Source organism: Candidatus Peregrinibacteria bacterium (genome assembly GCA_016220175.1).
GTDB lineage: Bacteria > Patescibacteriota > Gracilibacteria > CAIRYL01 > CAIRYL01 > JACRHZ01.
In genome coordinates, this window is the sequence record JACRHZ010000011.1 from 25,050 (window position 1) to 49,230 (window position 24,181).

Sequence of the window (24,181 nt, forward strand, 5' to 3'; positions counted from 1 at the left end):
CAGGACAATGTTCTGTTTCTCATAAATTTTTAATTTTTCATTTTCTTTCTATGTCCCTCAAACAAATTATCGAGACCAAAATGGCTCCTGCCGCTATTGGTCCATATTCTCAGGGAATTGCTGCTGAGAATACGTTTTACATTTCCGGTCAGCTCGGAATTGATATGAATACCGGTGCACTCGGAACGACATTTAAAGAGCAAGCGACAAATGCGCTCTACAATATTAAAACTCTTGTAGAATCTGCGGGTTCTCGTCTCGATCGTGTGACGAAAGCAACGGTATACCTCACGGATATCAATACGTATCCGGAATTCAACACAGTTTACGAAGGCTTTTTTCAAGCGCAGCCTCCAGCGCGTGAAGTTGTTGGTGTTGCGGCCCTTCCAAAAGGCGCAATGGTAGAAATTTCTTGTACCGGATTTATTCAAGATTCCATGTAATCAGCAGTAAGCAGTCAGCGGTAAGCTGTCAGCTCATTTTGATTCTGACCGCTGATTGCTGACGGCTGACTGCTCTCCAATTTCTTTCTTTCTCAGCACTTTTTCATGCCGTATTTTAACTCTGTGGATCCCAAGCAAAATTTCCCAAAATTAGAACAAGAGATTGTTGAATATTGGGAAAAAAATGATATTTTCAGAAAAAGTATCGAATCCCGTTCTGAGAAAAATTCGTATGTATTTTACGATGGTCCGCCGTTTGCAACCGGACTTCCGCATTATGGACACATTCTCGCGGGAACGATAAAAGATGTCATTCCGAGGTTTTTTACCATGCGCGGAAAACGTATTCCAAGGCGATTTGGATGGGATTGTCATGGAATTCCTGTGGAATACCAAATTGAAAAAGAAAATAATATTGGCGGAAAGCCGGAAATTGAAAAAATGGGAGTGGGAAAATACAATGAACTCTGCAGAGGAATTGTTTTGAGATGCACAGAAGATTGGGAAAGAACCGTGACGAGAATGGGACGATGGGTGGATTTTCGAAATGACTACAAAACAATGGACGCGAATTTTATGGAATCCGTGTGGTGGGTATTTAAGTCTCTTTGGGACAAGGGCTTGATTTATGAAGGTGAAAAAGTCGTCGCGTATTCTCCAAAACTTGGTTCTCCACTTTCCAATTTTGAAGCGGGACTGAATTACAAAGATATTGATGATCCGGCGGTCACGATAAAATTTGAACTCAAAGATGAGCCTGGAACTTACATGCTTGCTTGGACAACGACGCCGTGGACGCTCCCACTAAACTTAAGTCTTGCGGTGAATCCGAATCTTACGTATGTGAAAGTGAAATTAGAAGTATTTAAGGGTGAGGATGAAAATAGTATTTATAAATCTTCAAGCAATGATATTGGAGAAGATGCCATTAAGAAACGTCCTGGAGGAAATGAAAATTTTATTCTTTCAGAAACTGTTTTTAATCAAAATATAGAAGATAAAGGATGGCTCAGACTGGCAGAAGTTGTCGAAAAATTTCCTGGGAAAAAACTCGTAGGAAAGGACTATTTGCCAATTTTCCCATTTTTCAAAGGTCATAAAAATGCCTTTCGTATCGCTCCTGCTGATTTTATCTCAGATGCAGAAGGAACAGGCGTGGTTCATATGGCCGCAACAGGAATGGATGATGTTCCTATTTTAGAAGAAGCTGGAATTGCACTTGTATATCCATTTGATGAAAATTGTTATTTCGATTTTTCAAAGGTGGAAACACATCCCGATGCGAAAAAAGAAATTGCTGAACTCACCGGAAAATATTTTCGATATGATCCAGAAGTTGCTGGCTCAGAAAAAGAAAATGCGAACGATTGGGTTCTTCAAAAACTCAAAGAATCCGGAGCTCTCGTGAAACGCGAACAAATTCGTCACAGCTATCCGCACTGCTGGAGAACAGATTCTGCACTTATGTATCGCGGAATAAATACTTGGTTCGTTCATGTAGAAAAAATCAAAGACCGCATGGTCGAACTGAATCGACAAATTCATTGGGTTCCTGAAGCCGTTGGACAGAAACGATTTTCGAATTGGCTTGAGAATGCGAAAGATTGGGCGATTTCACGAAATCGATATTGGGGAACTTCCATTCCTGTGTGGAAATGCACTTCTTGCGGACACACAGAATGCATTGGAAGCGCTAAAGAACTTCAAGACAAGGGTTTCAAAAATACGAAAGTTTTTGTCATGAGGCATGGAGAAGCGGAACAGAACGTGAAGGGATTTATTGATTCCGACAGATCGCATGAAATCCATCTTACGGAAAAAGGAAAAGCAGAAGTTCGGAAAAATGCGGAAAAAATGAAAAATGAAAATATCACTGCTATTTTTTCGTCTCCATTTTTACGAACAAAGGAAACTGCTGAAGTTGTTGCGGAAAATATTGGATATCCAAAAAATAAAATTATTGTGGATGAACGGTTAAGAGAAATTAATTTGGGCAAAATGAGCGGAAAAAATCATAAAGATTTTAAAGCGCTTTTTCATTCGCCTCATGAAAGATTTTTTGGAAATCCCCATAAAGGCGAAGCCGAGAAGGAAGTATTTGAACGTGTCTCGGATTTTCTCAAAGAAATTAGTAGAAAATATTCGGGGAAAAATATTCTTATTGTCACTCATGGAGATCCCGCGAGAAATATCAGAAAATTTTTCACGAATGAAACTCCTGATGCTCTTTTTGATACTGAAGCGAAACTTCCACCACTTGGAAACTTTGCAGCATATTCATTTGAAAATCGCCCGACGAATCTTCAGGGAGAAATTGATCTTCATCGTCCATATATTGATGCCGTTGAACTTTCTTGCGAGAAATGCACATCGGTGATGAAACGAATTCCAGAAGTGCTCGATTGCTGGTTTGAAAGCGGTTCCATGCCGTATGGACAGGCGCATTATCCATTTGAAAATAAAGAACTTTTTGATCGCACCTATCCGGCGGATTTTATCGCAGAAGGGCTCGATCAAACTCGCGGATGGTTTTATACACTTCATGTTCTTGCAACGGCGCTTTTTGACAAGCCCGCATTCAAAAATATTATCGTGAATGGAATTGTTCTCGCGGAAGATGGACAAAAAATGTCGAAATCAAAAAAGAATTATCCAGATCCGCACGAAGTGTTTGAGAAATATGGCGTTGATGCCGTGCGATTTACTCTTATGAATTCGCCCGTTGTTCGCGCTGATGATCTTAAATTTTCTGAAAAAGCAGTTCTCGAAAATTTGAAAAGTATTTTCCTTCCGCTCTGGAACTCGTATTCGTTTTTCGTGACGTATGCAAATATTGATGGATGGAAGCCTGAGAAGAAATCAGGTGGCGTACGTAGAGACAAGGCAATGCCTTGTCTCTACAAATTAGATAGGTGGATCCTAACAGAACTCAGAGAGCTAATTCGAAACGTCACAGAACAAATGGAAAAATATGAAATTTCCTACGCTACACGAGCTGTTTCCGAATTCTTGGAAAAACTTACCAATGGTTACATCAGGCGCTCTCGAAGAAGATTTTGGAAATCCGGAATGGAAAAAGATAAAGAAGAAGCATTTCAAACGCTGTACATTGTGCTCACAAAGTTTTGCCAAGCGCTCGCGCCATTTTCTCCATTCATGACAGAGCATATTTATCAAAATCTGACGAAAGAAGAGAGTGTGCATCTTTCGGATTTTCCAGATTTTGAAAATCTTCCGGATGATCCGGAACTGAGGCAAGAATTTGACACAGTGGAAACCATTATTTCTCTCGGACTTTCTCTTCGCGCGGAGAAAAAAATCAAAGTTCGCCAACCGCTAGAGCTCGTGGAAGTTTCTCTGCCGCATGGAATTCCTCATAAAATTCTCAAACTCAATGAGGATGTGCTTCTCAGCGAACTCAACGTGAAAGAAATTAAAATGATTAAAAATGTTGAAGAAATTGCGAAGAAAATTGTAAAACCGAACGCGGCGATTCTCGGAAAAAAGCTTGGGAAAGATATGCAACACGTGATTCAAGAAGCGAAATCAGGGAATTTCAAAGAACTTCCCGATGGTGGAATTGAAGTAAATGGACATATTCTGACCGATGGCGAATATGTGATGGAATATGTTTCGAATGAAGGACTCGATGTCACGTCTTCACACGGAATTGTGGTCGCGCTCGATACGAAAATAACGGAAGAACTGAAAAATGAAGGACTCGTCCGCGAACTCATTCGGCAAATTCAGGAACTCAGGAAAGAAGCGGGATTTGATGTGGCGGATAGAATTGAAGTGGGAATTTCGGCAAGTGCTGAACTTTTGAAAGTATTTGAGAAGTTTGAGAAAGAGATTGCGGTGGAAGTATTGGCGGAGAAGATGAGTTTTGGAAATGCAAAGATGGAAAAGGTGGATTTAGAGCATGAAATCGAGGTGGATGAGGAGAAAGTTAAAATTGTGTTGACAAAGACTTAGGATGGTGATATAAATTCATCTTAATTTTTTATCTTTTATTATGACTTCAGAAAATCCGCATACCACTACACACAGCCAATCCTATCCTCTTCAAGTTCAAGAAGTAGGAGGAGTATCTTCATCAGCTCCTCCTTCAGCACAAAAAACAGTGAAATTAGAAGATTCTCAAACTCCTACAGGTCCGCTTCAATCCCTTCGAGTTAAGTATCGTGGGTTTATAAATAGAATAGAAGAAGCAATCAAAGGGTATGTGGGCATAAAGAATCCGCCAGGTTCTGAGACACCAGATGAATTTCGAAGAGCTATGATAGTAACGGTTTTGTACAGTGCTATTCTGGCTATCTCCCTAGGCACAAGCATGGAGGCCTTACTTCTATTGTCTGAAGACGAAGATGCAGAAACAAGAGAGAAAGAAAGAGCAATATTAAGAGCTCGCGAACAGAAGAAAGAAAGGGAAATAGTTTTAGAAAACATTGAAAATAACTGCAATAGACTTCTTACTGCAATTTTAGAACTCAGGCAAGAAGTAGGCGAAAAAGAATGGACTAAGAAAGATATAGTTGTTGCTCCTGCTTTTCTTGGGCCTGCACGTACTCTTGCTCAGGTTGCGCAAAGATTCGGAGAGAGACAAGCTGAATATGCGGGAATAGTAGGAGGCAATCAGATTGACTTTGGAAACTGGACTTCGATGGATCCAACGTATCAAGAGATTTCTAAACCTGTATCGTTGTATACTTCTGTAGAACTAGGAGGCCGCCCCGAAGAGATACCCCTTAAAATTAGATTATTGCCTCATTACGAGGCTCCTCTAAGAGAACCCTCCTTTGCTCAAAAATACCCTAATGCTACGGGTGTTATAGAAGGAACAGTTGCGATTGGTTTAGTTGGTCTGGGGACGTATCTAGAGCGTTTAAACAATTCTGAAACATCTTCTTCGGAGTAACTTTCGCGGTAGCACCTTTCGCGGGAGCCGGTGTTGGCAGGCTTTGGAGCTGGCCACCCGCTCCTTTTCTCTCAGCGGGAGCCGCCTTGTAGGCGGGTCCCAAATGTTTGCTTACTCACGCCAGGAGGCGTGACCCACACAAAAAGTATTAAAATCTGCTTGCATAAAATATTCAAAATAGCTATTATATACATATAGCCTATTTTATCCACAACATGAAAACTATTATTTCCGCAAAAGATGCGAAAAATAAATTTGGAGAACTCCTAGACACTGCACTTGGACAACCCGTAACAATTTCAAAACACGGTCGTGCCGTCGTTGTTCTTATCTCTCAAGCTGAATATGAGCGGCTTAAGATGTTTGAAGATGAATACTGGTTAGAACACGCTTTAAAAGTAAAGAAAACAGAGTATTTGGGAACAGAGGCGAGTGAGAAATTCCTTTCTGAGCTCATGAATGCTAAAAATTAATATATCAAAACGCGTGCAAGAATTCCTGATGAAATTGCCTTCAAAACATGGCAAACAAATTGCTGTAAGAATGCATGCGCTTTGTAGAGATGGACATCTTCCAGACACTCAAAAACTTCGAACATCACATAAACCTTCATATTATCGAACAGATATTGGCGAGTATCGGATTGTTCACTATATTGAAAATAATGTACTTCATATCCCTCTTGTCGGGAAAAGAAATGACGATGACGTCTATCGAAAACTTTTCAGAAAATTATAGAACAAACTTTGCCTCAATCACACCGGGAGGTCTCCGGTCATTTCTGTCAAACGACTCCACTGAGTTCTGGATGGTGGGATGCAACTGCCAAGAATTGAACTTTTGTCCACAGGGTCACTTGTTGAACCATTTGGTAGTTGGTTCAAGATCACGAAGGCCTTGGCAGACGAAAATTTTCTATGCTTCTATTATTATCTTAGTGATAACTCCTCCAACTGGAAAGGAATAGTGCATGAAGTTTTACCTGAAATCATTTTGGAGAGACATATATCCCGTCATACAAAAGAGTTGATTGATCTTTTTCATTAGGAGGACTGCGATCAGGAGGCATTTCATCGGAAAAATATTTCACAACAGCACTTACTTTGTGTAATTGCGATGAATAAGCTTGGTACAGAGGGCAGGTATCACGTTCCTTGCCGAAAACCATTGCCCTCGCCAAGTGCTTAGGTTGCTTTGAAAAAAACGCATCTTTATCAGCTACAAAAGCACTCTGATCTGCCACTTGAAGCCTAAATTGGTCAACAAGTTTTGCTACCTGTTGCGCATCGCCTCCATCAAAAAATTTTCTATCCCACACAGTATATCTCGCACCAATAAGAACAGTTGCATAATGATTAACTTGTTCGAGTGCTCTAAGAAATTTTTCATACTGCTCTAATCCCAAATAATCACTATTTATAAAAGGAAGTTGAGTAACGCCGACTCTCGATACAGAAGACACTCTTCTAAAAAAAGCTTCATATTTATCAATTTCGCGCTCCCAAGACCCCAGCCAACCCTTTACCCATTGGGGGTGAACCCAAAAATACATATATCGAATTTGCCCTACTGCCAATGACAAATTCGATTCTAGTTTATTAGCATGAGGTTCTAGATGAGTGCTTGCCCCTTCATTATCACCAATACTTTCCATAAATGATTTCTTAAGTGGAAAATATTATAATAATATTTAGTCAATATGTCAATTTTGGTGGACCCGACTGGACTTGAACCAGTGACCAACCGGTTATGAGCCGACTGCTCTAACCACTGAGCTACGGGTCCTAAAAAAGTATAATGTGTTGTTAAGAATCTCATCACCGTGACCAATCCGCCTCAGGTGGACTGCTCTAACCAAATTATCCGCTTTAGCGGATCTGAGCTACGGGTCCATATGATCGGCGATAGTATAAATTGTTCAGAGAAGTTATGGAAGTTTTATTTTTTGAATTTGAGACAAGCTCGAATCATCACGCCCTCTCTTTTCGTCCACCCTTCAAGTACAAAACTAAAAATGTGAGATAGACAACATATGAAGCTGATGCAAGAAATGATGGAGCTGAATTATATCCAAAAATTGCCTTCAGGAATGCGCCAATCCCCTTTTCTTCACTCAAAATTCCACTGAGATCGTACAAGGGACTCAGAAACGTCGGCAGAACTCCTGCTTCTTGAAATTCAGAGACGCTGTGAGAAAGAAGACCAGCGGCAATGAACAGCAGAAAATATCCAGTAATCTGGAAGAATTTTTTCGGAGACACATTTTTCGTTCCCACAAAAAGGAGGACCGCACACAAAACTGCAGCAAAAAGACCTAAAAGTCCACCCATAAGAGAAATTGTTGCTCCTCCCTGAAAACTGAGGGCTTTTAGGAAAATAACAATTTCAATTCCTTCACGAACTACCGCAGTAAAAGCCAAAATTCCAATGGTCCACACCACTTTGTGTTCAAAAATAGACTTCACTTTTTTCTCCAAATTTGCCCGAATATTTCGACCATATCGGTGCATCCAGAGAACCATGTGCGTAATCATTCCAAATGCAATGAGCAAAAGAACTCCCTCGTAAATCTGTTCAAAAGTTCCTTCAAATCCTCCGAGAAATCTTTCAAAAATCCACGCGAAAAAGAAGCTCATGAGAATTCCGAGAACAGTTCCGCTCCAAATAAAAATATTCTGTTTCTGCTCATGAAGGGCTCGAAGCACAGAGAGAAGAATTCCAATAATCACCGCCGCTTCAAGACCTTCACGAAAAGTAATGAGGAATGATGCGGACATGTGAAGGAGAAAATTACAAAATAAAAAATTAAGCCCGTCTACTATAGAGGAAGATACACTTTATTCAAAAGGATTTTGGAATTAGAAGAATTATGTGCAACTCAAATTACTCGCAAAACTATAAGACTGAAAATTTCTCCTCCAAAAATTTCTTCACTTCATGCATCGCTTTTCCTCGATGAGAGATTTTATTTTTCTCGTGTGGAGAAAGCACCGCATAGACTTCTTTTTCTCCATCCGGCAGAAAAACGGACGAAATAGGAATTCCATGAGGAATTTCACATTGTGGGGAATCAAGAAGAGTTCCCCAGGTTTCACCGCGAAATTGAATCATTTTATGGGTCGCCCGAGGACGGGCGACTCCTGAAATAAGATCGTGACCTTCGTAAGCCCACATGATAGTCGAAACACAGATAAATTTTGCACGTTTATTTTTCTCATGCCTCATTCTTTCAAGAAAATATACGAGCCATTCTTTGTCTGATGCATTCTCCCCCGCTCCCCAACGACGTGTTTTGACTCCAAGCTCATCCTTCAGGGCTTCAATTTCTATTCCTGAATCTTCCGAAAGGGTTATAAGTCCAATTTTTTTAAAAAAATGTTTCGCTTTTTTCAGCGAATTTTCTTCATACGTTTTGCCATCTTCTTCCGCATCATTTATAAGATGAAGATCAGCAAGCGAAACAAATTCAAAGCCTTCGAGATCATGAAGCACTTCCATGATTTCTTTGTATTTTCCTTTATTGCCAGTGGCGATGAGGAGTTTTTTCTTTCCCGTTTTGTCATCCCGGGCTTGACCCGGGATCTCAGTTTGCATCATAAAAATGAGAAAAAGTTATTGGCACCATTTACATTTTTTCAAAATAATCATGAGTTCCCCGCCGCGACAATCGGGATTGTCGCCTTCTGTTTCGGAATGCGCGACGGCGCCGTCGCGCCTACTGGTACTGCTCTGCCCGAAACTCCTCCGACTTCTTTGCACACCCCTTCACCCAATCTTGATGGTTTTTGTACCATTCAATCGTTTCGGAAATGTATTCTTCAAACGAATGTTCTGGCTTCCAACCGAGCTCTTTTTCGATTTTTGATGGATCCATCGCATATCTTCGGTCGTGCGCGAGACGATCTTCTACAAATGTAATGAGACTTTCTGGTTTTCCAAGTTTCCTCAGAAGAATTTTCGTAATTTCCAGATTCGTTTTTTCATTATGTCCGCCGATGTTATAAACCTCACCTTCTCTTCCTTTGTGGAGCACAATGTCGATCGCGCGGCAATGATCCTTCACATAAAGCCAATCGCGAACATTTTTCCCGTCGCCATAGAGTGGAAGCGTTTCGTTTTTGAGTGCTCGAAATATGAAAAATGGAATAAGTTTTTCTGGATATTGATACGGACCGTAGTTATTTGTACAACGAGTAATCATCACCGGGAGTTTGTATGTTTCAAAATATGAACGGACAAAAAGATCCGCACTCGCTTTTGAAGCGGCATATGGACAGTTTGGTGCGAGCGGAGTTTCTTCGGTAAAATACGTTCCCGTTGTGTCTCCGAGATCTCCATAGACTTCATCCGTGGAAATCTGAACATATCGTTTCACGCCAAACTTTTTTACACATTCGAGAAGATTCTGAGTTCCGAGAACATTTGTTTCGAGGAAAATTTTTGGTCCGATTATGGAACGATCCACATGTGTTTCTGCCGCAAAATTCACCACCATTTCCGGATGGAATGTTCCAAATGCACTTTCCAGTGCTTCTTCATGAGCAATATCGCCTTGGAGAAATATGATTTTGTCGTGAACAGATGTGAGATTTTCTCGATTTCCTGCATATGTGAGCGCATCAAACACGAGAATTTCATACGTTGGATAATTTTCAACAAGATGCTGAACGAAATTCGATCCAATAAATCCAGCGCCGCCAGCAATGAAAATTCGCTTTCCCATGAATACGAGGTTATTTCGAAGGATATTGTAAAGAAATTTGGGAAATTGAGCACGTCAATTTGATTTTAGATTTTAGATTTTAAGTTTTAGATTACGGATACAAGTTGAAATTTTCCTATCATTTAAAATCTAAAATTTTTCGTCAATCTCTCATTTAGGTTTACAATGCCTCCGCTATGTATACTGACATCATTCCCCATCGGTCTCTCCCTTTTGGAAGCGGAAAAATTACATTCTCTGTTCCTGAAAAATTAAAACCCAATATTCACGTGGGACAAATTGTCGAAATTCTTTTGCGCGGAAGGCGAGAGCAGGGCTGTATCATCGATATTTTTCAAAAACACCCAGATTTTGATACGGTAGATATTTTGAGGATACTCACTCCACAGATACTTTCAAAAAAAAGTATTGATTTTCTGGAACAAATCACCGAATATTACTTTTCGTCATATTCGAAAGCGCTTTTTCTCATGATTCCTGAAAAGATGTGGAAAAGTGATGGAATTCCGCCAACGGAATCATATTTGGTAAAGACGCGATTCATCGCGTCTCCACGTGGGACAAAACAAAAACTCATTTTTGAAATTCTCGAAAAAAATTCTGGAAAAATGCCAGAAAAAAATCTTCGAGAAATGGCTCAAGCATCTTCTGCAGTTATTACGAATCTTCTCGAAAAGGGTCTCATGAGGAGAACTCTTGAAGAATTTATTACTCCAAAAATTCCAGAAAATTTCAATGCCTTTCCAGAATTTACAAAAGATCAAAAAAAGATTTTCACCGAGATGAAATCATCAAAAAAATCACTTTTGATGGGACCCGCGGGATCTGGAAAAACACTTCTCGCACTCAAACACGTTGCGGATGAAATCCTGAAGGGAAAACAGGCTCTTTTTCTCGTTCCAGAAAAATTTATTTCCGCATCTTTAATTGAACTTTTTTCTCGGTTTTTTCCGAGAGAAATTTTTGAACTCTATCATTCTGGACTTTCCGAAGGCGAAAAATGGAATATTTGGTGGAAAGTGAAAACAGGTCGGCTCAAAATCATCTTTGGAACTCGCGCGGCACTTTTCCTTCCATTTGAAAATCTCGGAATTGTGGTGGTAGATGAAGAACACGATACTTCGTATAAAAATGATCAAGCGCCGAGATATCATGTGCGAAAAGCCGCAGAAATGCTTGCGGAAATTCATGATGCGCAGCTGATTTTGCAAAGCGCGACACCGAGTCTTGAGGCCTATTATTTAACAAATACCATTTTTCATAGTGGTAGAGACAAGGCAATGCCTTGTCTCTACAAATTGTTTACATTAGAAAAACGATTCGGAAGTGACTTCCCTCCTAAAATCAATATTGTTGATCTTCGTGAAGAACTCCAACGAAAAAATTTTTCTCCATTTTCACTTCTTCTTCAGAAAAAGATTCATGAATGTCTCCAGAAGAAAAAACAGGTGCTTCTTTTTTTGAATCGTCGGGGAAAAAATTCTGCATTGGTGTGTCGTGAGTGCGGAATTTCTGTGACGTGTTCGAATTGTAAAAACCGAATCACGATTCATGAAGATCGCAATAAAAATGAATTTCTCCTCTGTCACCATTGTGGACAAATGGACAAGATTCCTTTCTCTTGCTCCAGATGCAATTCCACGAAACTCAAAGGCTTTGGTGTAGGAACTCAAGAACTCGAAAAAGAGGCGAAAAAACTTTTTCCTCATGCAAAAATTCTTCGGGCGGATAGTGATTCAACAGCGCGAAAAAACGCATCCGAATTTCTTCTGGAAGAATTCTCTTCGGGAAAAGCGGATATTCTCATCGGAACCCAAATTATTGGAAAAGGAATTGATATTCCAAATATTGGACTCGTGGGAATTTTGCTCGCGGATATTGCGTTTCATCTTCCTGATTTTCGCGCTTCGGAATACGCATTTCAAATGCTCAGCCAAGTGGCGGGACGCACTGGACGAAAAGGAGAAGAAGGCGAAACTGTACTCCAAACCTATCTTCCTGAGCATCCCGCTGTCCAATTTTGCGGAAAACATAATTTTCAAGAGTTTTATGACCAGGAAATGATGGAAAGAAAATCGCTTTCTTTTCCGCCATTTACAAAGAGTATTCGACTGATTTTTGTGGATTATTCTGAAAAAAAAGCGAAGGAAAAATCGGAAAAATGGAAGGTCCGACTTGTAAAAAAATGGCACTCACTTTTTCCAAAAGAACACTTTTTTATTTCCTTGGCTCCGGCGATGACAAAGAAGCAACATGACAAATTTCACTACCATATTTTCATTATGGGAAATCATCCAGAATGGCTTCTTAATGCCGAAAATTTGAGCGGAATTCGCATCGACAGAGACCCTGTCGACAGCTTTTGATTGTCAGAAGTGAATTGACGAAAACTTAGAACGCATTTATAAATGTGCGCGATTTTTATAATTTTTTATTTTACTTTATGCGAGACATATTTGAAGGTTTTGAGAACCAAAATCTTACAGGGTGTGTTAATCTCGGTAACAGTCCTCGTGGACCTCTAACAGCCCCGGCGACTCCTGTTCCTCGTGAACAATCCAAAGGAACTAAGGAGGCGACTCGAAGAGTTCTTGGTACTATCCTTGAAGACGATTCAGAGTAAAAAAACTAATCGCACTTGAGCATCATTGAGAAAAAAATTTCTCAAATCGTCAATATTTCCACTCCTTTCCCCGTCACGAGCACCGTGTGCTCAAACTGCGCGGAAAGTGCGCCGTCGACCGTGCGAACTGTCCATTTGTCTTTTGGATCCACAATTATTTTCCAGTTTTTAGAAATATTGATCATCGGTTCTACAGTGAATGTCATTCCTGCTTCCAGTCGTGGACCTTTTTGTCCGGAATCGTAATGCAGCACATGCGGATCTTCATGAAACGCTCTTCCGATACCGTGTCCCGTGAAATCACGAACAATTCCGTATCCAAATTTTGAGACATATTTTTCAATTGCTTTTCCGATTTCGTTCAGAAAAATATTCGGCTTGATGACTTCGATTCCCTTCATCATCGCCTTTTTAGTGCGTTCGACGAGAAGTTTCGCCTCTTCTGAAACCTCACCAATGAGAAACATGCACGATGTATCGCCATGAAATCCGTCACGAATTATGGTGACATCAACATTTACAATATCGCCATTTTTGAGAATATCCGTTTCAGACGGAATTCCGTGACACACGACCTCGTTTATGGACGTGCAAATGGATTTTGGAAACCCGCGGTAATTGAGCGGAGCAGAAATCCATCCATTTTTAGTGATGTATTCATGGCAACGATCATTAATTTCCAAAGTGGAAGCGCCTTCTTTCACAAACGGAGTGATGAAATCAAGGACAGAAGCAGCAGCGCGACCTGCAACACGCATTTTTTTGATTTCGTCGGGTGATTTAATGGTGATTCCCATGTTTAATAACGAGCGAAATGCATCCGAGGATCTTCTTCGAATTTTCTAAAAAATTCATTCATAAGCTTTTTATCCTCACGATCAGGTTCCCAGTTTTTCGGATTATTTTCAATGTATTCGGCAATTACCGCATATTCACGATCATTGCGGATGATGCGATCGTAGTAAGAGCGTTGCCAGGCAAAGGAGGTATTTGGGAATTGTTTGTTTATGATCCTCGTAACAGATGACTTAAAACCATGAATAACTCTTGGCAAAATCATATTTGCTCGACGAATTCGTAGGGGCGGCAGATCTGCCGCCCCTACGTTTGGGTTTCTTACCACTATATCTTTATCTTTATTTAATTTTTTTGCCATTAATTTTTCATTTATAAAAAACTCATCCTCAATCATCACAATGCCATGCACATGATCTGGCATCACCACAAATACATCGATACTCACATTTGGAAAATGCTTCGGAATCTCATTCCAACATTCATACACAACATTCCCAACTGCGGAAATACACATTTTTTCATTTCGAATCTCACCAAAAAACTCTTCTCTATTTTCTGTACAAATCGTGACAAAATAATACCCTGGATCACTGTAATTATATTCCTCAAGCCGGACTAATTTTCGCCGGTTTTCAGGCATGTTATTTTCCAATTTTCGAAACTAAATCGAGCAAAACTCGCTTCTGATCTTCTGCTTTCGTCACTCCGCTTGCAAGGAGAACGCCAACTGCGCCAAGTTCCAATGCGATTTTTACATCTTCTCCATTTTTCACTCCTGCTCCGACAAGCACTTTCCCGGCACCGATTTTCCGAACGCTCTCGCTGATAAGTTCCGGACGAGCAGAAGAGACGGAAATGTCTCCACCAATGAGCTCTGGTGGCTCTACTGCAATAAGATCGGGGTGAAATTTTTCCATAATTTTCGCTCCTTCTTCGTCAGTTTCTGCGCAGACAATCACGAAAAGTCCTGCTTCTTTTGCCCTTTGAATACGTTTTCCAAGCAGTTCAAAGCCATTAACACGATCTTCTGAATGATTGAGGAGTGTTCCAAAAGCACCTGCTTTTTTCACTTCTTCTGGAACAATCTTCCCCGTAGACGATCCATATCCGCCTTCGTCAATATGCTCAGCAAAAACAGGGATTTCTGACCCAAATTTCCCTGAAATCTGACGGAGATCGAGTGCAGAAACTGCAACCCCAAAGGTAACGCCTGTCTCTTTTTGCGCCTCCGCATGGAGTTCAGACAATCGAATAGCCGCATCACCAAGCGCTGAAGGATAGTTTTTATAATTAGTGAGAATGATCGGGAGTTTCATGTTTTGAGAGAGAAAAAAAGCGGGAAGCAAAACCAAGAGCATTGTCTCAAAGAACCATCTAAAATTCAAAACCTAAAATTCATAATTCCTTGCATTATCTCTTCCTTTCCTGCCGTTTTTCTGGTACATTTCCTCTGAAATTTCGACCAGTATCTTTATGAATGCTGCTGCTTCTGACACACCTCAAAAAAAAGGAGAAAATCTCCAAATGTCTGCCCTTCTTCGAGAATCTCCAGAACGAGAGATTGTCCAGGAAATGGAGGAGAGTTACCTCGATTATGCCATGAGCGTAATTGTTTCCAGGGCTCTTCCCGATATTCGTGATGGACTTAAACCCGTTCATCGGAGAATTTTATATGCCATGCATAAACTCGGCATTACTTCGCGTGCAAAATTTGTCAAATCGGCTCGAGTCGTGGGAGAAGTGATTGGTAAATATCATCCTCATGGAGATAGCGCTGTATATGACTCCATGGTGCGAATGGCACAAGATTTTTCGCTTCGGGCGCCACTTGTCCGAGGACAGGGAAACTTTGGATCAATTGATGGTGATCCTCCAGCGGCGATGAGGTATACAGAAGCAAAAATGGAGCAAATTTCTGACGAACTTCTTGCGGATTTGGAGAAGGAAACAGTAGATTTTCGTGATAACTATGATGGATCTTTGGAAGAGCCGACGGTACTTCCTGCAAAAATTCCGAATCTCCTTTTAAATGGTGCGATGGGAATTGCTGTCGGAATGGCCACCAACATTCCTCCTCATAACTTGGGAGAACTCATCGATGGTCTGCTCCATCTTTCTGAACATCCAGATGCAGAAGTAGGCGATCTCATGGAATATATTAAGGGACCAGATTTTCCTACATCGGGAACTATTTATGATGTGGATGTCATTCGCCAAGCATACGCCTCAGGAAGAGGAAGTATTATTATGAGGGGAAAAGCTGAGGTTGAAGAGGTTCATGGAAAATATCAGATTGTTATCACTGAAATTCCTTATCAGGTGAACAAATCTGTTCTCGTGGAAAGAATTGCTGATCTCGTGCGAGAAAAAATAATTCAGGGAGTTTCGAATCTCACAGATGAGTCAAATCGTGATGGGATTCGTATTGTTTTGGAACTTAAGAAAGATGCTTTTCCGAACAAGGTTTTGAATGTTATTTACAAGCATACGCCGCTTCAGAGTTCATTTGGATGCAATTTTATCGCTCTCGGAGAGCGCGGTTTTCAACCGAGACTTTTTGATCTCAAAAGTCTTTTGGAAGAGTTTATTCTTCATCGCAAAGAAATTATTACAAAGCGAACAAAGTATGATTTGAAAATTGCAGAAGCTCGGGCGCACATTCTCGAGGGACTCAAGAAGGCACTTGATCATATCGATGCCATTATTACCCTCATTAAGGCAAGCGCCACAAAAGAGATTGCGAAGGAGAACCTTATGAAAAAATTTAAATTTTCAGATCTTCAGAGTGATGCCATTCTCGCAATGAGACTTCAAACTCTTGCCGGACTTGAGCGGAAAAAAATCGATAATGAACTCAAGGAAAAACACGATTTTATTGCTGATTGTAAAGATATTCTTGCAAAACCGAGTCGAATACTAAAAATTATGAAAACTGAACTTTTAGAGATCAAAGAAAAATATGCAACTCCCCGAAAAACGGAAATTATTCCGCATGCTCTTGGGAAATTTAATGCTAAAGACACCATCCCTAATTCCCGCATGCTCGTTACCGTAACTCAAAATGGATCCATTAAACGAATGCCGGCAAGTTCATATAAAACACAGAGCAGAGGAGGAAAAGGACTCATGGGATCACTCGGAAATTCTGAAGATGAGATGCAGATTGTGCTCTTCACACAAAATCATAATGACCTCATGTTTTTTACAAGTAAAGGACGTGTTCTTATGCTCCCAGCGTACGAAATTCCTGAAGCATCTCGAACAGCAAAGGGACAGAACGTGATAAATTTTTTACAACTTCAAGAGAATGAATCTATTACCGCTATTTTGAATTTTACAGAATCAAAAAATTCATACCTTTTCATGTGCACAAAACATGGAACGGTAAAAAAGACGAAGGTAGAATTTTTTCAAAATGTACGAAAAAGTGGAATTATTGCCATTCATCTGAAGGACAATGACGCTCTGAATTGGGTGAACATTTGTTCTGAGGGAGACGAGGTCATGATTGTGACAAAAGAAGGGAAAGGAATTCGATTTAAAGAAGACGACGTAAGACCAATGGGAAGAACTGCATCCGGCGTAAGAGGTATTCGTCTCAAGGCAAACGATGAAGTGGTAGAAATGACACTCGTCCAATCAGGAAATGAAAAATTAGAGCTTCTTGTGGTTATGGAAAATGGACTTGGAAAAATGACTGAGGTGAGTGAATATCGCTCACAAACTCGAGGAGGAACAGGAGTGAAAACAGCAAACGTTACGGCAAAAACCGGAAAAGTTGTTGGGGCAAAAGTTCTCGATCCGGAAATTCCGAGTGATTTAATTCTCACGAGCACGTCCGGACAAGCGATGCGTATGTCGACAAGAAATATTCCTTCTCAGGGACGCGCAACTCAAGGAGTTATTCTTATGCGCCTTCCTCAAGCTGAAGTTATCTCCAGCATCGCTCTTCTCCCGGAAAAAGACGAAGAAGGAGAAAAGGGCTCCGATACACAAGAATCAGAGGACTCAGCAGAAACCTCTGACACCTAAACTTCCTTGTTTTTTCTCACCTCAGACAGATAAAAGTGTTAGAAATCTATTTCGTACACCTTTGATTCATCGACCACAACCAGAGTCTTTGGGGCTTTTGCCCACATACGCTGAATTTTCCCGACGTTTTCGGTAAATACAATCTGTCTGCTATACGTTGCCTGATTTTCTCCCTTAAAGAATACGTATACGGTTGAATTTTCTGAACTGAGCATCAGAATATTTTCCATATCTGCATCGGTGTAGATTTGCGTAACCCCAAGAAGCGCGCCTTCTGGAGCATCTTTCACTTCATATTTTTGTTCAGTACCCTTGAGGTATTTGTGAAGACTGCCATCACTCGTGAAAATATAGAGAAATCCATCAATCGAGAAAGAGACCGCACCAGAGATATTGTATTCTTCCGAAAAATAGGGGCTCGCTTTTCCATATCCTTCTGTTTTTCTCTCATATTTCCACACTTGATTATCTGCAGGAGAAAGGAGATATAAATACTTGGCGTATGTCTGAATTTCGACTGATTTTTTCCAAGTTTCATCTTCTGTTTTCACCGCTGAAACTGCATTGGAATCGGTATCGTATTCATGAAATTTTCCTTTCGTGTCGGTAAAAATAAATTTCTTTTTCGCTTCAAATGGAACTCCGTACACCATCGTGTCTGCTAATGAGAGCGGAATGACGTTTTCCACGCCCTGAAGAACAATACGAAAAAGAGAGTTCTGATCGTAGGCGTACCACTCATCGTCAAATTCAAATATTCCTTTTGCTTCCACATCACTTTTTCTTGTTTTTAAATTCGCGAGTTCTTTTGGGGTCGAAATTCTCGTAATGTTGTTGATTCTGTCTCGAATTTGTGAAGTAGTATCGAGATGCGCGAGAGCTTCTGTTCGAAAGAATTGTGAATTCAAAATCTCCTTCAGGTTTCTCTCTACCATGTTGAGATTCGCATTCGCCCGATCGGTCTGACCAAGAGCTTCCTGATCTTCGACATTTTTGAGCGTTACGCGCGTTTCAGCAAGAAGGTTTTTATATTTCTCATATTCTGCTTTGTCCGAATTTCCTGTGTTTGAAGTGAGAAAAAATATGATAATAATTACTCCAAGTATTCCGAACATAAATGACAAAAAGATCTTCTGATCGCCTTCTCTGAGACGTTGCCAAAGAGGCTGCAAAAATGAAGATGCTCTTTCAAAAATATGCATCCCTCGTTCCCCCACCCCAAACTTCTTCCCTTTTTTCTTCTCTTCCTGTTCTCCACCGTCAAGCGGGAGTGATTCTTCATGCGATCCTTCTATATGAAATACCACAAAAGCAGTATCGTCTCCAGACATGTGAAGCATTTCTTCTAGAGAAACTTCTGCCTCCGCTACGCCTTGAGAAAGGATGTCTGAAAGCTGAGATGAGGTCGCATACCTGAGGAGTCTTTGCAATGTAAACACAATTCTGTCGTCATCTTCGAGCTCCCCACTTGCGATATTAATGAAAACATCTCCTCCTGACTTTTTCGCGGCGAGCCCATCAGTAATGGTGCTGAGCTGACCTTTTCTCACGAGATATCCCTCTGCATTGCCGGCAACCGTTATGTGAAGAGCATTCTCAACAAAAAGTCCGATAAGAATTGAATGCGAACGGAGAAAGTCAGGACTTTCAAGTTCTTTTTCGGCATTTATTTGCGCATTTACAATCTTGAGTGCTTCTTCAAATCGATCGTATGGATCATCTCCTGAAAGAGTTTCGAAGTAAGCGGTTTCTAAAGTTTTCCAAATAAGCTCAGCAAACGACTTCTCTCTCGGGGGACCAGAAAAAAGCATCCACATTTCTGTTTTTAAAGCCGCTTCCCTCTTTTTTTTGACTATTTCGGTAGCGTCCGTATCTTGGACAAGGTGTTCCGCATTGAGAAACTTCTTGATCATGCTTTTAGGGAGCAAGATTTACAGGAAGAAGCGTACCAAAAAAATAACGTCTCATACAAGCAAAAAGCCTTTCTTTAGAAAAATGAAGCTCTCCAACCTTAAGTTCCGGGTATCTATTGAATACAAAATTATATAACGACGCGAAATCCGCCGAAGTCCGTCTGAGGCGGACGAAGGCGGATGAAGTATAATAAAAAAAAAATCTGAGTTTCATTCTGGAGAATCTTCTGAATCTGACAATTTGAGGAGCTTTTCTATTCGATGAATATGTTTTTGAGAAGTATCGAGCACAAAATGAAAATGGGGCATTTTTTTAAATTGAAGACGTGGCGCAATTCTTCGTTGAATAAATGGCGTTCTTTTTTTGAGAATCGTCATAAATTCCTCTGCATTTTCCAGAACCGAGACAAAGATATTTGCGTTCAAAAGATCAGGAGAAATTTCAACTTTTATAATGGTCACCAGCCCATATTCACTTTCATCAATTACTTCTGCAAAAAATTGGGAAACTTCCCTGTGAATAACGTTCTCAAATTTTTTAGTACGAGTCGACATTTTTTGGAGAAAAAGCGAGAATAAGAATGTCTTTTCTCTTAAAAAATTGCAATGACAGTTCAAAAAAAAATACTATTCTGGGGAACTCCCGAAATCGCGAAAGAAATTCTTATCAAAATTCATCGGGGAACTCTCTATCACATAGCAGCCGTCATTACAAATCGAGACGCGCCGCGAGGAAGATCACAAAAACCCACTATGAGCCCGGTAAAAGAGCAGGCGCTTTCCTTCGGAATTCCGTGTTTTACTCCCGAAAAATTGGACAGAGAATTCACGGAGAAACTGAGGCAGATCGGAGCTGATCTTTCTCTCATTGTCAGTTATGGAAAATTGCTCTCTCAAAAAATTATCGATCTCCCAGCGCTCGGAACATACAATCTCCATTTCTCTCTTCTTCCAAAATATCGCGGAGCTTCTCCTGTTCAAACAGCACTTCTTCATGGAGAAAAGGCATCTGGGATCTCTATTTTTAAACTTGAAGAAAAACTTGATACGGGAAAAATCTATATCCAGAAAAAAATGGATATCCGCAATAAAAATTCAGCTGAGGTCTTTGAAGAAATGATCGCAAGTGGCGGAGAGGCTCTTCAGAAATTCTGTGAAGATATTTGTGGCGGAATTCCATTTGTTCCCAAAGCTCAAAATGAACGCGAGGCTACGTATTGCCAAAAATTTACAAAATCCGATGGAGAGATTTTCCCAGACAAAGAACTTTCTGAAAAAATTCTGAGAAAATGGCGGGCATTTTTCCTCTGGCCGCGTATTTTTTTCCTGGCATCAAAATCCGGAAAGCGAGTTATTCTCGAGAAACTTCAAGAAATGAACTCCTCCCAAAACATCCCATCGGAATCAGGCAGCTTTTTTTGGAATGATGGGAAATTATTCCTGAAAACTATGAACAGTGCTGTTCAGGTTATAAGCGCTCATCCAGAGGGGAAAAAATCTATGACGGGAGCAGAGTTCTGGAATTATTGGAAACAGAGCGAATCGCTGTGATGAAGATTCGCTATAGGTGAATATTCACTTTTCATTTTGGAAAAAAATGAGAGATGGTCTATCATTCCGCTTACCACTGTGAAATTGAGGTGTTTTTTTCTCTTCGTAATGCAAAGAATTTTTCATAAAGCACAGGAAAAAGCGATTTCGCTCAAGAAAGATCGTATCGAGGCTGCTTTTCGCTTCTGTGAATCGCTTTTGCCTCCAGAAAAAATTGAAGAAGGTGTCGAGGTTGCCGAGATTCTCCTTGATTTTTTTCCAGATGAATCCACTTGTATTGCTGGAATTCTTTCTGGGACACTGTCGATTGATCCTGCCCCTTTTCCGGAGATCGAAAAATTATTTGGTGGCGATATTTCTCGCATTCTTTGTGATCTCCATAAACTCAAAATCCTTTCAAGTCTGGCAACAAAAAACCCAGAAAATCAAATCGAACTCCTTCGAAAAATGTTCCTTGCTCTCGCAAAAGATGTTCGAGTTGTGGTTATTAAGCTCGCGATGCGCCTCTCCTCGCTTCGTCATATGGAATCTCTTTCCTTGGAGCAGAAAAAACAATATGCAGGAGAAGTTCTTGATCTGTATGCTCCCATTGCCGGGAGACTTGGCATATTTCGTATCAAAACTGAACTCGAAGATTTGGCTTTCGCATACTTGTATCCAAAAGAATTCACCGAAATTTCAGCACAAATTACAGCGCTCAGAAATGAACGAGGAGCTGTGCTAGAGCGTGGTGAAAAAGAAATCCTCACCCTTTTGAAGGAAGCGGGAATACAAGGAGAAGTCCAGGGAAGAATGAAAGAAACGTACAGCATCTTCCAAAAATTGAGAAAAAAGCAAAAGTCCAGCATCGAATATATCTACGATATTTTTGCTTTTCGCGTTCTTCTTTCGAGTATTGCCGAGTGTTACACGCTGCTGGGGCATATTCATCAGAAATGGCCGGTAATAGGAGATCGATTTAAGGACTATATTACAAACCCAAAACCAAATGGATATCGCGCGCTCCACACAACTATTCGAGCATCTTTTGAAAACGTGAGTGAAGAACATCCTCTTGAGATCCAAATTAAAACTCATGAAATGCACCGGAATTCAGAATTTGGGAGCGCAACACATTGGTGGTACAAAGAAAAAGGAAGTAATGTTCCGCTCAAAGACAACTGGCTTTTGCAATTGACCCGAATTGAAAAACAGATTCACAACATGGAAAACTTTGAACTTTTCACGGAAGGTCTTTTGGAAGATTTTATTTTTACGCTTACAGAAAACGGAGATGTAAAAATTCTTCCCTCAGGAGCAACTCCTCTTGATTTTGCATTTTCGGTTCATACAGATATTGGGTACCACTACCAATCAGCGCTGGTGAATGGGAAAATTGTCCCGATCGATTATCGACTCGAACAGGGGGACGTAGTAAAAATTATTCCCAATAAAAATTCATTCCCAAGAGAGTCGTGGGTTTCGCTCGTTTCTTCAAATCAGGCAAAGCAGAGGATCCGTGCTTTTCTCAGGAAAGAAAATTTTGAAGAATTCCTCAAGAAAGGAAAAAAGCTGCTCAATGAATCGCTAGCAAGATATGGAGTCCAAAAACTTGATGCGCAACTTTCCTCACTCAAAAATCTCTTTAAAGGGCAACTTCTCGCTCAAAAAGAACGAGAGGATATTGTTCTCAGGGTCGGAAATGGTTCTCTCAGGGCACATATTATTGCGCGAAAATTGGTTCAAAATATCGAGGGCGAAAAAATAAGACCACTTCCTGATGAGAATTTTCAGAAATCATTTGACAATGAAGGAGTGGGAATTATCGTCACTGGGGAAAAAGGATTCCGTTTTCGAAAAGCAAATTGTTGTATGCCAGACCCCTCTGCCCCTATCGTCGCTTTTACAACAAGAGGAGGGACTCTTACGCTCCACAGGAGAGAGTGTAAAATGCTCCAAAAACTTGATTCAAATCGATTTCTCCCTGCTCGTTGGGAAACTGATCCGTTTCCTTTTGAGACCTATATTGCTCTTGTAGAGAGACATAAATTTGATCGCCCTCTCCCAAAAATCTCAAAAATATTTGCCCTTATGGGAGTGCATATTCTTTCTATCCATTATTCTGAGAGTGTTCAGAAAAAAACACTCTTTTTTCATGTAGAAATTCCGAAAAAAGACGATCTTCCTCACATATTTTCTGCCCTCACCGAGCTCCCTGAAATCATTGACGTACGCGAAATTTCTGAGGAGGAAACTCCCTTCGCTCTAAAATAAGCAAATGAGCAGACTAATATTTTGCGAGATGCGCAAATGCTTTGTTTGCTTGCGCCATTCGGTGGACATCCTCCTTTTTCTTTACGGCATTTCCCATCATTTCTGAAGCTTGCTGAATTTCATCCGCCAAGCGAAGATGCATTGGCTTTCCTGAAGATTTTGCACAGGATTGTACAATCCAACGAATCGCAAGCGTTAATCTTCTCTTCTCTGGTACTTCATGCGGAACTTGATACACACTTCCTCCCATTCTCTTTGCACGAATTTCGACATTTGGCATGGCGTTTTGAATGGCAAGATCAAAAATTTCAAGAGGATTTTTTCCTCCTTTATTTCTCTCTTCGAGAGTTTTAATCATATTCTTAAAAATTGTCCTTGCAGTGGATTTTTTCCCATCTTTCATGACATAATTAATAAACTTCTCTTGAATTTCAGAAGAATTGTGTGGAATAAAAAGTGATCTTTTCTGTGCCATAAAAATAAGAAAATGAAAAATAAAATATTATTTAGGCTTCTTTGCACCATACTTAGAACGTCCTCTTCTCCTCTTCTCAACCCCAAGCGTATCAAGAGAGCCTCTCACCACGTGATACCTGACTCCGGGAAGATCCTTGACTCTCCCTCCGCGAATAGTAACAACAGAGTGCTCCTGAAGATTATGACCTTCTCCACCAATGTAGGCATTCACTTCCATTCCATTCGTAAGTCGCACACGAGCATATTTTCGAAGCGCTGAATTTGGCTTTTTTGGAGTCATTGTTGTTACTTTTGTACATACGCCTCTCCTCTGTGGCGCTCCCCTGTTTAAAGCTACTTCTTTCGTTTTGAGCGTGTTCATCGTGAAGAGAAGCGCTGGACATTTGGATTTTCGAACAAGGTTCTTTCGAGGTTTCCGAATAAGTTGATTGATTGTAGGCATAGAAAAAA

The 24,181-nt window shown here is 40.5% G+C and carries 21 protein-coding genes and 1 tRNA gene; 10 read left to right on the top strand and 12 right to left on the bottom strand.

Features of this window, described 5'->3' with window-relative positions; genetic code table 11:
• The first annotated feature begins 50 nt into the window (after nt 1–50).
• From HZA38_01180 to HZA38_01200, 5 genes are all read left to right on the top strand, one after another.
• Nucleotides 51–443 (top strand): hypothetical protein, encoded by a 393-nt coding sequence (locus HZA38_01180; GenBank protein MBI5414108.1) that lies wholly within the window; start codon nt 51–53, stop codon nt 441–443.
• Nucleotides 444–548: 105 nt separating this feature from the next.
• Nucleotides 549–4,418 (top strand): class I tRNA ligase family protein, encoded by a 3,870-nt coding sequence (locus tag HZA38_01185; GenBank protein ID MBI5414109.1) that lies wholly within the window; start codon nt 549–551, stop codon nt 4,416–4,418.
• 40 nt (nt 4,419–4,458) lie between these two features.
• Nucleotides 4,459–5,361, top strand: coding sequence for a hypothetical protein (locus HZA38_01190; protein MBI5414110.1), 903 nt, complete (start codon nt 4,459–4,461; stop codon nt 5,359–5,361).
• Between the two features lie 215 nt (nt 5,362–5,576).
• The gene (locus HZA38_01195) at nt 5,577–5,834 is read left to right on the top strand and encodes a type II toxin-antitoxin system Phd/YefM family antitoxin (protein ID MBI5414111.1); all 258 of its coding nucleotides are present in this window, start codon (nt 5,577–5,579) and stop codon (nt 5,832–5,834) included.
• Nucleotides 5,835–5,868: 34 nt separating this feature from the next.
• Nucleotides 5,869–6,099, top strand: coding sequence for a type II toxin-antitoxin system RelE/ParE family toxin (locus tag HZA38_01200; GenBank protein MBI5414112.1), 231 nt, complete (start codon nt 5,869–5,871; stop codon nt 6,097–6,099).
• A 250-nt stretch (nt 6,100–6,349) separates the two neighbouring features.
• Here the strand turns inward: HZA38_01200 and HZA38_01205 are convergent, their stop codons facing one another.
• The 5 genes from HZA38_01205 to rfbB all read right to left on the bottom strand — a co-directional run bounded on the left by HZA38_01205 (nt 6,350) and on the right by rfbB (nt 10,084).
• Entirely contained in the window at nt 6,350–7,015 is a 666-nt protein-coding gene (locus HZA38_01205; protein MBI5414113.1) for a hypothetical protein, read from the bottom strand.
• A 55-nt stretch (nt 7,016–7,070) separates the two neighbouring features.
• Nucleotides 7,071–7,146, bottom strand: a tRNA-Ile gene (locus HZA38_01210).
• Between the two features lie 185 nt (nt 7,147–7,331).
• Complete coding sequence (locus tag HZA38_01215; GenBank protein MBI5414114.1) at nt 7,332–8,138, bottom strand: FTR1 family protein; 807 nt, start codon at nt 8,136–8,138, stop codon at nt 7,332–7,334.
• Nucleotides 8,139–8,256: 118 nt separating this feature from the next.
• Entirely contained in the window at nt 8,257–8,955 is a 699-nt protein-coding gene (locus HZA38_01220) for a non-canonical purine NTP pyrophosphatase (protein ID MBI5414115.1), read from the bottom strand.
• A 121-nt stretch (nt 8,956–9,076) separates the two neighbouring features.
• Nucleotides 9,077–10,084, bottom strand: a complete 1,008-nt coding sequence (gene rfbB / locus HZA38_01225; GenBank protein MBI5414116.1) for a dTDP-glucose 4,6-dehydratase — start codon at nt 10,082–10,084, stop codon at nt 9,077–9,079.
• A 176-nt stretch (nt 10,085–10,260) separates the two neighbouring features.
• Between rfbB and priA the strand changes: the two genes are divergently transcribed.
• Together priA and HZA38_01235 are read left to right on the top strand one after the other, a co-directional pair.
• Nucleotides 10,261–12,450, top strand: coding sequence for a primosomal protein N' (gene priA / locus HZA38_01230; protein MBI5414117.1), 2,190 nt, complete (start codon nt 10,261–10,263; stop codon nt 12,448–12,450).
• A gap of 77 nt (nt 12,451–12,527) precedes the next feature.
• Nucleotides 12,528–12,707, top strand: a complete 180-nt coding sequence (locus HZA38_01235) for a hypothetical protein (GenBank protein ID MBI5414118.1) — start codon at nt 12,528–12,530, stop codon at nt 12,705–12,707.
• A gap of 41 nt (nt 12,708–12,748) precedes the next feature.
• Here the strand turns inward: HZA38_01235 and map are convergent, their stop codons facing one another.
• The 3 genes from map to tpiA are packed head-to-tail and all read right to left on the bottom strand — an operon-like array spanning nt 12,749 to nt 14,821.
• The gene (map, locus tag HZA38_01240) at nt 12,749–13,504 is read right to left on the bottom strand and encodes a type I methionyl aminopeptidase (GenBank protein ID MBI5414119.1); all 756 of its coding nucleotides are present in this window, start codon (nt 13,502–13,504) and stop codon (nt 12,749–12,751) included.
• Between the two features lie 2 nt (nt 13,505–13,506).
• Nucleotides 13,507–14,145, bottom strand: coding sequence for a transposase (locus HZA38_01245; GenBank protein MBI5414120.1), 639 nt, complete (start codon nt 14,143–14,145; stop codon nt 13,507–13,509).
• Between the two features lies 1 nt (nt 14,146).
• The gene (tpiA, locus tag HZA38_01250) at nt 14,147–14,821 is read right to left on the bottom strand and encodes a triose-phosphate isomerase (protein ID MBI5414121.1); all 675 of its coding nucleotides are present in this window, start codon (nt 14,819–14,821) and stop codon (nt 14,147–14,149) included.
• 208 nt (nt 14,822–15,029) lie between these two features.
• Here tpiA and gyrA point away from each other — a divergent pair, with 208 nt between their 5' ends.
• Entirely contained in the window at nt 15,030–17,537 is a 2,508-nt protein-coding gene (gyrA, locus tag HZA38_01255) for a DNA gyrase subunit A (GenBank protein MBI5414122.1), read from the top strand.
• A 38-nt stretch (nt 17,538–17,575) separates the two neighbouring features.
• Here the strand turns inward: gyrA and HZA38_01260 are convergent, their stop codons facing one another.
• Entirely contained in the window at nt 17,576–19,450 is a 1,875-nt protein-coding gene (locus tag HZA38_01260; protein ID MBI5414123.1) for a hypothetical protein, read from the bottom strand.
• Between the two features lie 210 nt (nt 19,451–19,660).
• A complete protein-coding gene (gene rbfA, locus HZA38_01265; protein ID MBI5414124.1) occupies nt 19,661–20,005 on the bottom strand; it encodes a 30S ribosome-binding factor RbfA in 345 nt (114 codons plus the stop codon).
• Nucleotides 20,006–20,056: 51 nt separating this feature from the next.
• Between rbfA and HZA38_01270 the strand changes: the two genes are divergently transcribed.
• The gene (locus HZA38_01270; GenBank protein ID MBI5414125.1) at nt 20,057–21,001 is read left to right on the top strand and encodes a methionyl-tRNA formyltransferase; all 945 of its coding nucleotides are present in this window, start codon (nt 20,057–20,059) and stop codon (nt 20,999–21,001) included.
• Nucleotides 21,002–21,109: 108 nt separating this feature from the next.
• A complete protein-coding gene (locus HZA38_01275) occupies nt 21,110–23,254 on the top strand; it encodes a bifunctional (p)ppGpp synthetase/guanosine-3',5'-bis(diphosphate) 3'-pyrophosphohydrolase (protein ID MBI5414126.1) in 2,145 nt (714 codons plus the stop codon).
• A 13-nt stretch (nt 23,255–23,267) separates the two neighbouring features.
• Here the strand turns inward: HZA38_01275 and rpsG are convergent, their stop codons facing one another.
• A complete protein-coding gene (gene rpsG, locus HZA38_01280) occupies nt 23,268–23,729 on the bottom strand; it encodes a 30S ribosomal protein S7 (GenBank protein MBI5414127.1) in 462 nt (153 codons plus the stop codon).
• A gap of 27 nt (nt 23,730–23,756) precedes the next feature.
• Nucleotides 23,757–24,173 (bottom strand): 30S ribosomal protein S12, encoded by a 417-nt coding sequence (gene rpsL / locus HZA38_01285; GenBank protein MBI5414128.1) that lies wholly within the window; start codon nt 24,171–24,173, stop codon nt 23,757–23,759.
• Between the last annotated feature and the right edge of the window lie 8 nt (nt 24,174–24,181).

Coding starts and splice junctions, on each gene's coding strand:
- HZA38_01195 (MBI5414111.1), top strand. CDS start 5,577: ATGAAAACTATTATTTCCGCAAAAGATGCGAAAAATAAATTTGGAGAA.
- rpsL (MBI5414128.1), bottom strand. CDS start 24,173: ATGCCTACAATCAATCAACTTATTCGGAAACCTCGAAAGAACCTTGTT.
- HZA38_01275 (MBI5414126.1), top strand. CDS start 21,110: ATGCAAAGAATTTTTCATAAAGCACAGGAAAAAGCGATTTCGCTCAAG.
- rpsG (MBI5414127.1), bottom strand. CDS start 23,729: ATGGCACAGAAAAGATCACTTTTTATTCCACACAATTCTTCTGAAATT.
- HZA38_01260 (MBI5414123.1), bottom strand. CDS start 19,450: ATGATCAAGAAGTTTCTCAATGCGGAACACCTTGTCCAAGATACGGAC.
- HZA38_01220 (MBI5414115.1), bottom strand. CDS start 8,955: ATGCAAACTGAGATCCCGGGTCAAGCCCGGGATGACAAAACGGGAAAG.
- HZA38_01245 (MBI5414120.1), bottom strand. CDS start 14,145: ATGCCTGAAAACCGGCGAAAATTAGTCCGGCTTGAGGAATATAATTAC.
- HZA38_01190 (MBI5414110.1), top strand. CDS start 4,459: ATGACTTCAGAAAATCCGCATACCACTACACACAGCCAATCCTATCCT.
- gyrA (MBI5414122.1), top strand. CDS start 15,030: ATGTCTGCCCTTCTTCGAGAATCTCCAGAACGAGAGATTGTCCAGGAA.
- priA (MBI5414117.1), top strand. CDS start 10,261: ATGTATACTGACATCATTCCCCATCGGTCTCTCCCTTTTGGAAGCGGA.
- map (MBI5414119.1), bottom strand. CDS start 13,504: ATGGGAATCACCATTAAATCACCCGACGAAATCAAAAAAATGCGTGTT.
- HZA38_01205 (MBI5414113.1), bottom strand. CDS start 7,015: ATGGAAAGTATTGGTGATAATGAAGGGGCAAGCACTCATCTAGAACCT.
- tpiA (MBI5414121.1), bottom strand. CDS start 14,821: ATGAAACTCCCGATCATTCTCACTAATTATAAAAACTATCCTTCAGCG.
- HZA38_01270 (MBI5414125.1), top strand. CDS start 20,057: ATGACAGTTCAAAAAAAAATACTATTCTGGGGAACTCCCGAAATCGCG.
- rbfA (MBI5414124.1), bottom strand. CDS start 20,005: ATGTCGACTCGTACTAAAAAATTTGAGAACGTTATTCACAGGGAAGTT.
- HZA38_01180 (MBI5414108.1), top strand. CDS start 51: ATGTCCCTCAAACAAATTATCGAGACCAAAATGGCTCCTGCCGCTATT.
- HZA38_01185 (MBI5414109.1), top strand. CDS start 549: ATGCCGTATTTTAACTCTGTGGATCCCAAGCAAAATTTCCCAAAATTA.
- HZA38_01215 (MBI5414114.1), bottom strand. CDS start 8,138: ATGTCCGCATCATTCCTCATTACTTTTCGTGAAGGTCTTGAAGCGGCG.
- rfbB (MBI5414116.1), bottom strand. CDS start 10,084: ATGGGAAAGCGAATTTTCATTGCTGGCGGCGCTGGATTTATTGGATCG.
- HZA38_01235 (MBI5414118.1), top strand. CDS start 12,528: ATGCGAGACATATTTGAAGGTTTTGAGAACCAAAATCTTACAGGGTGT.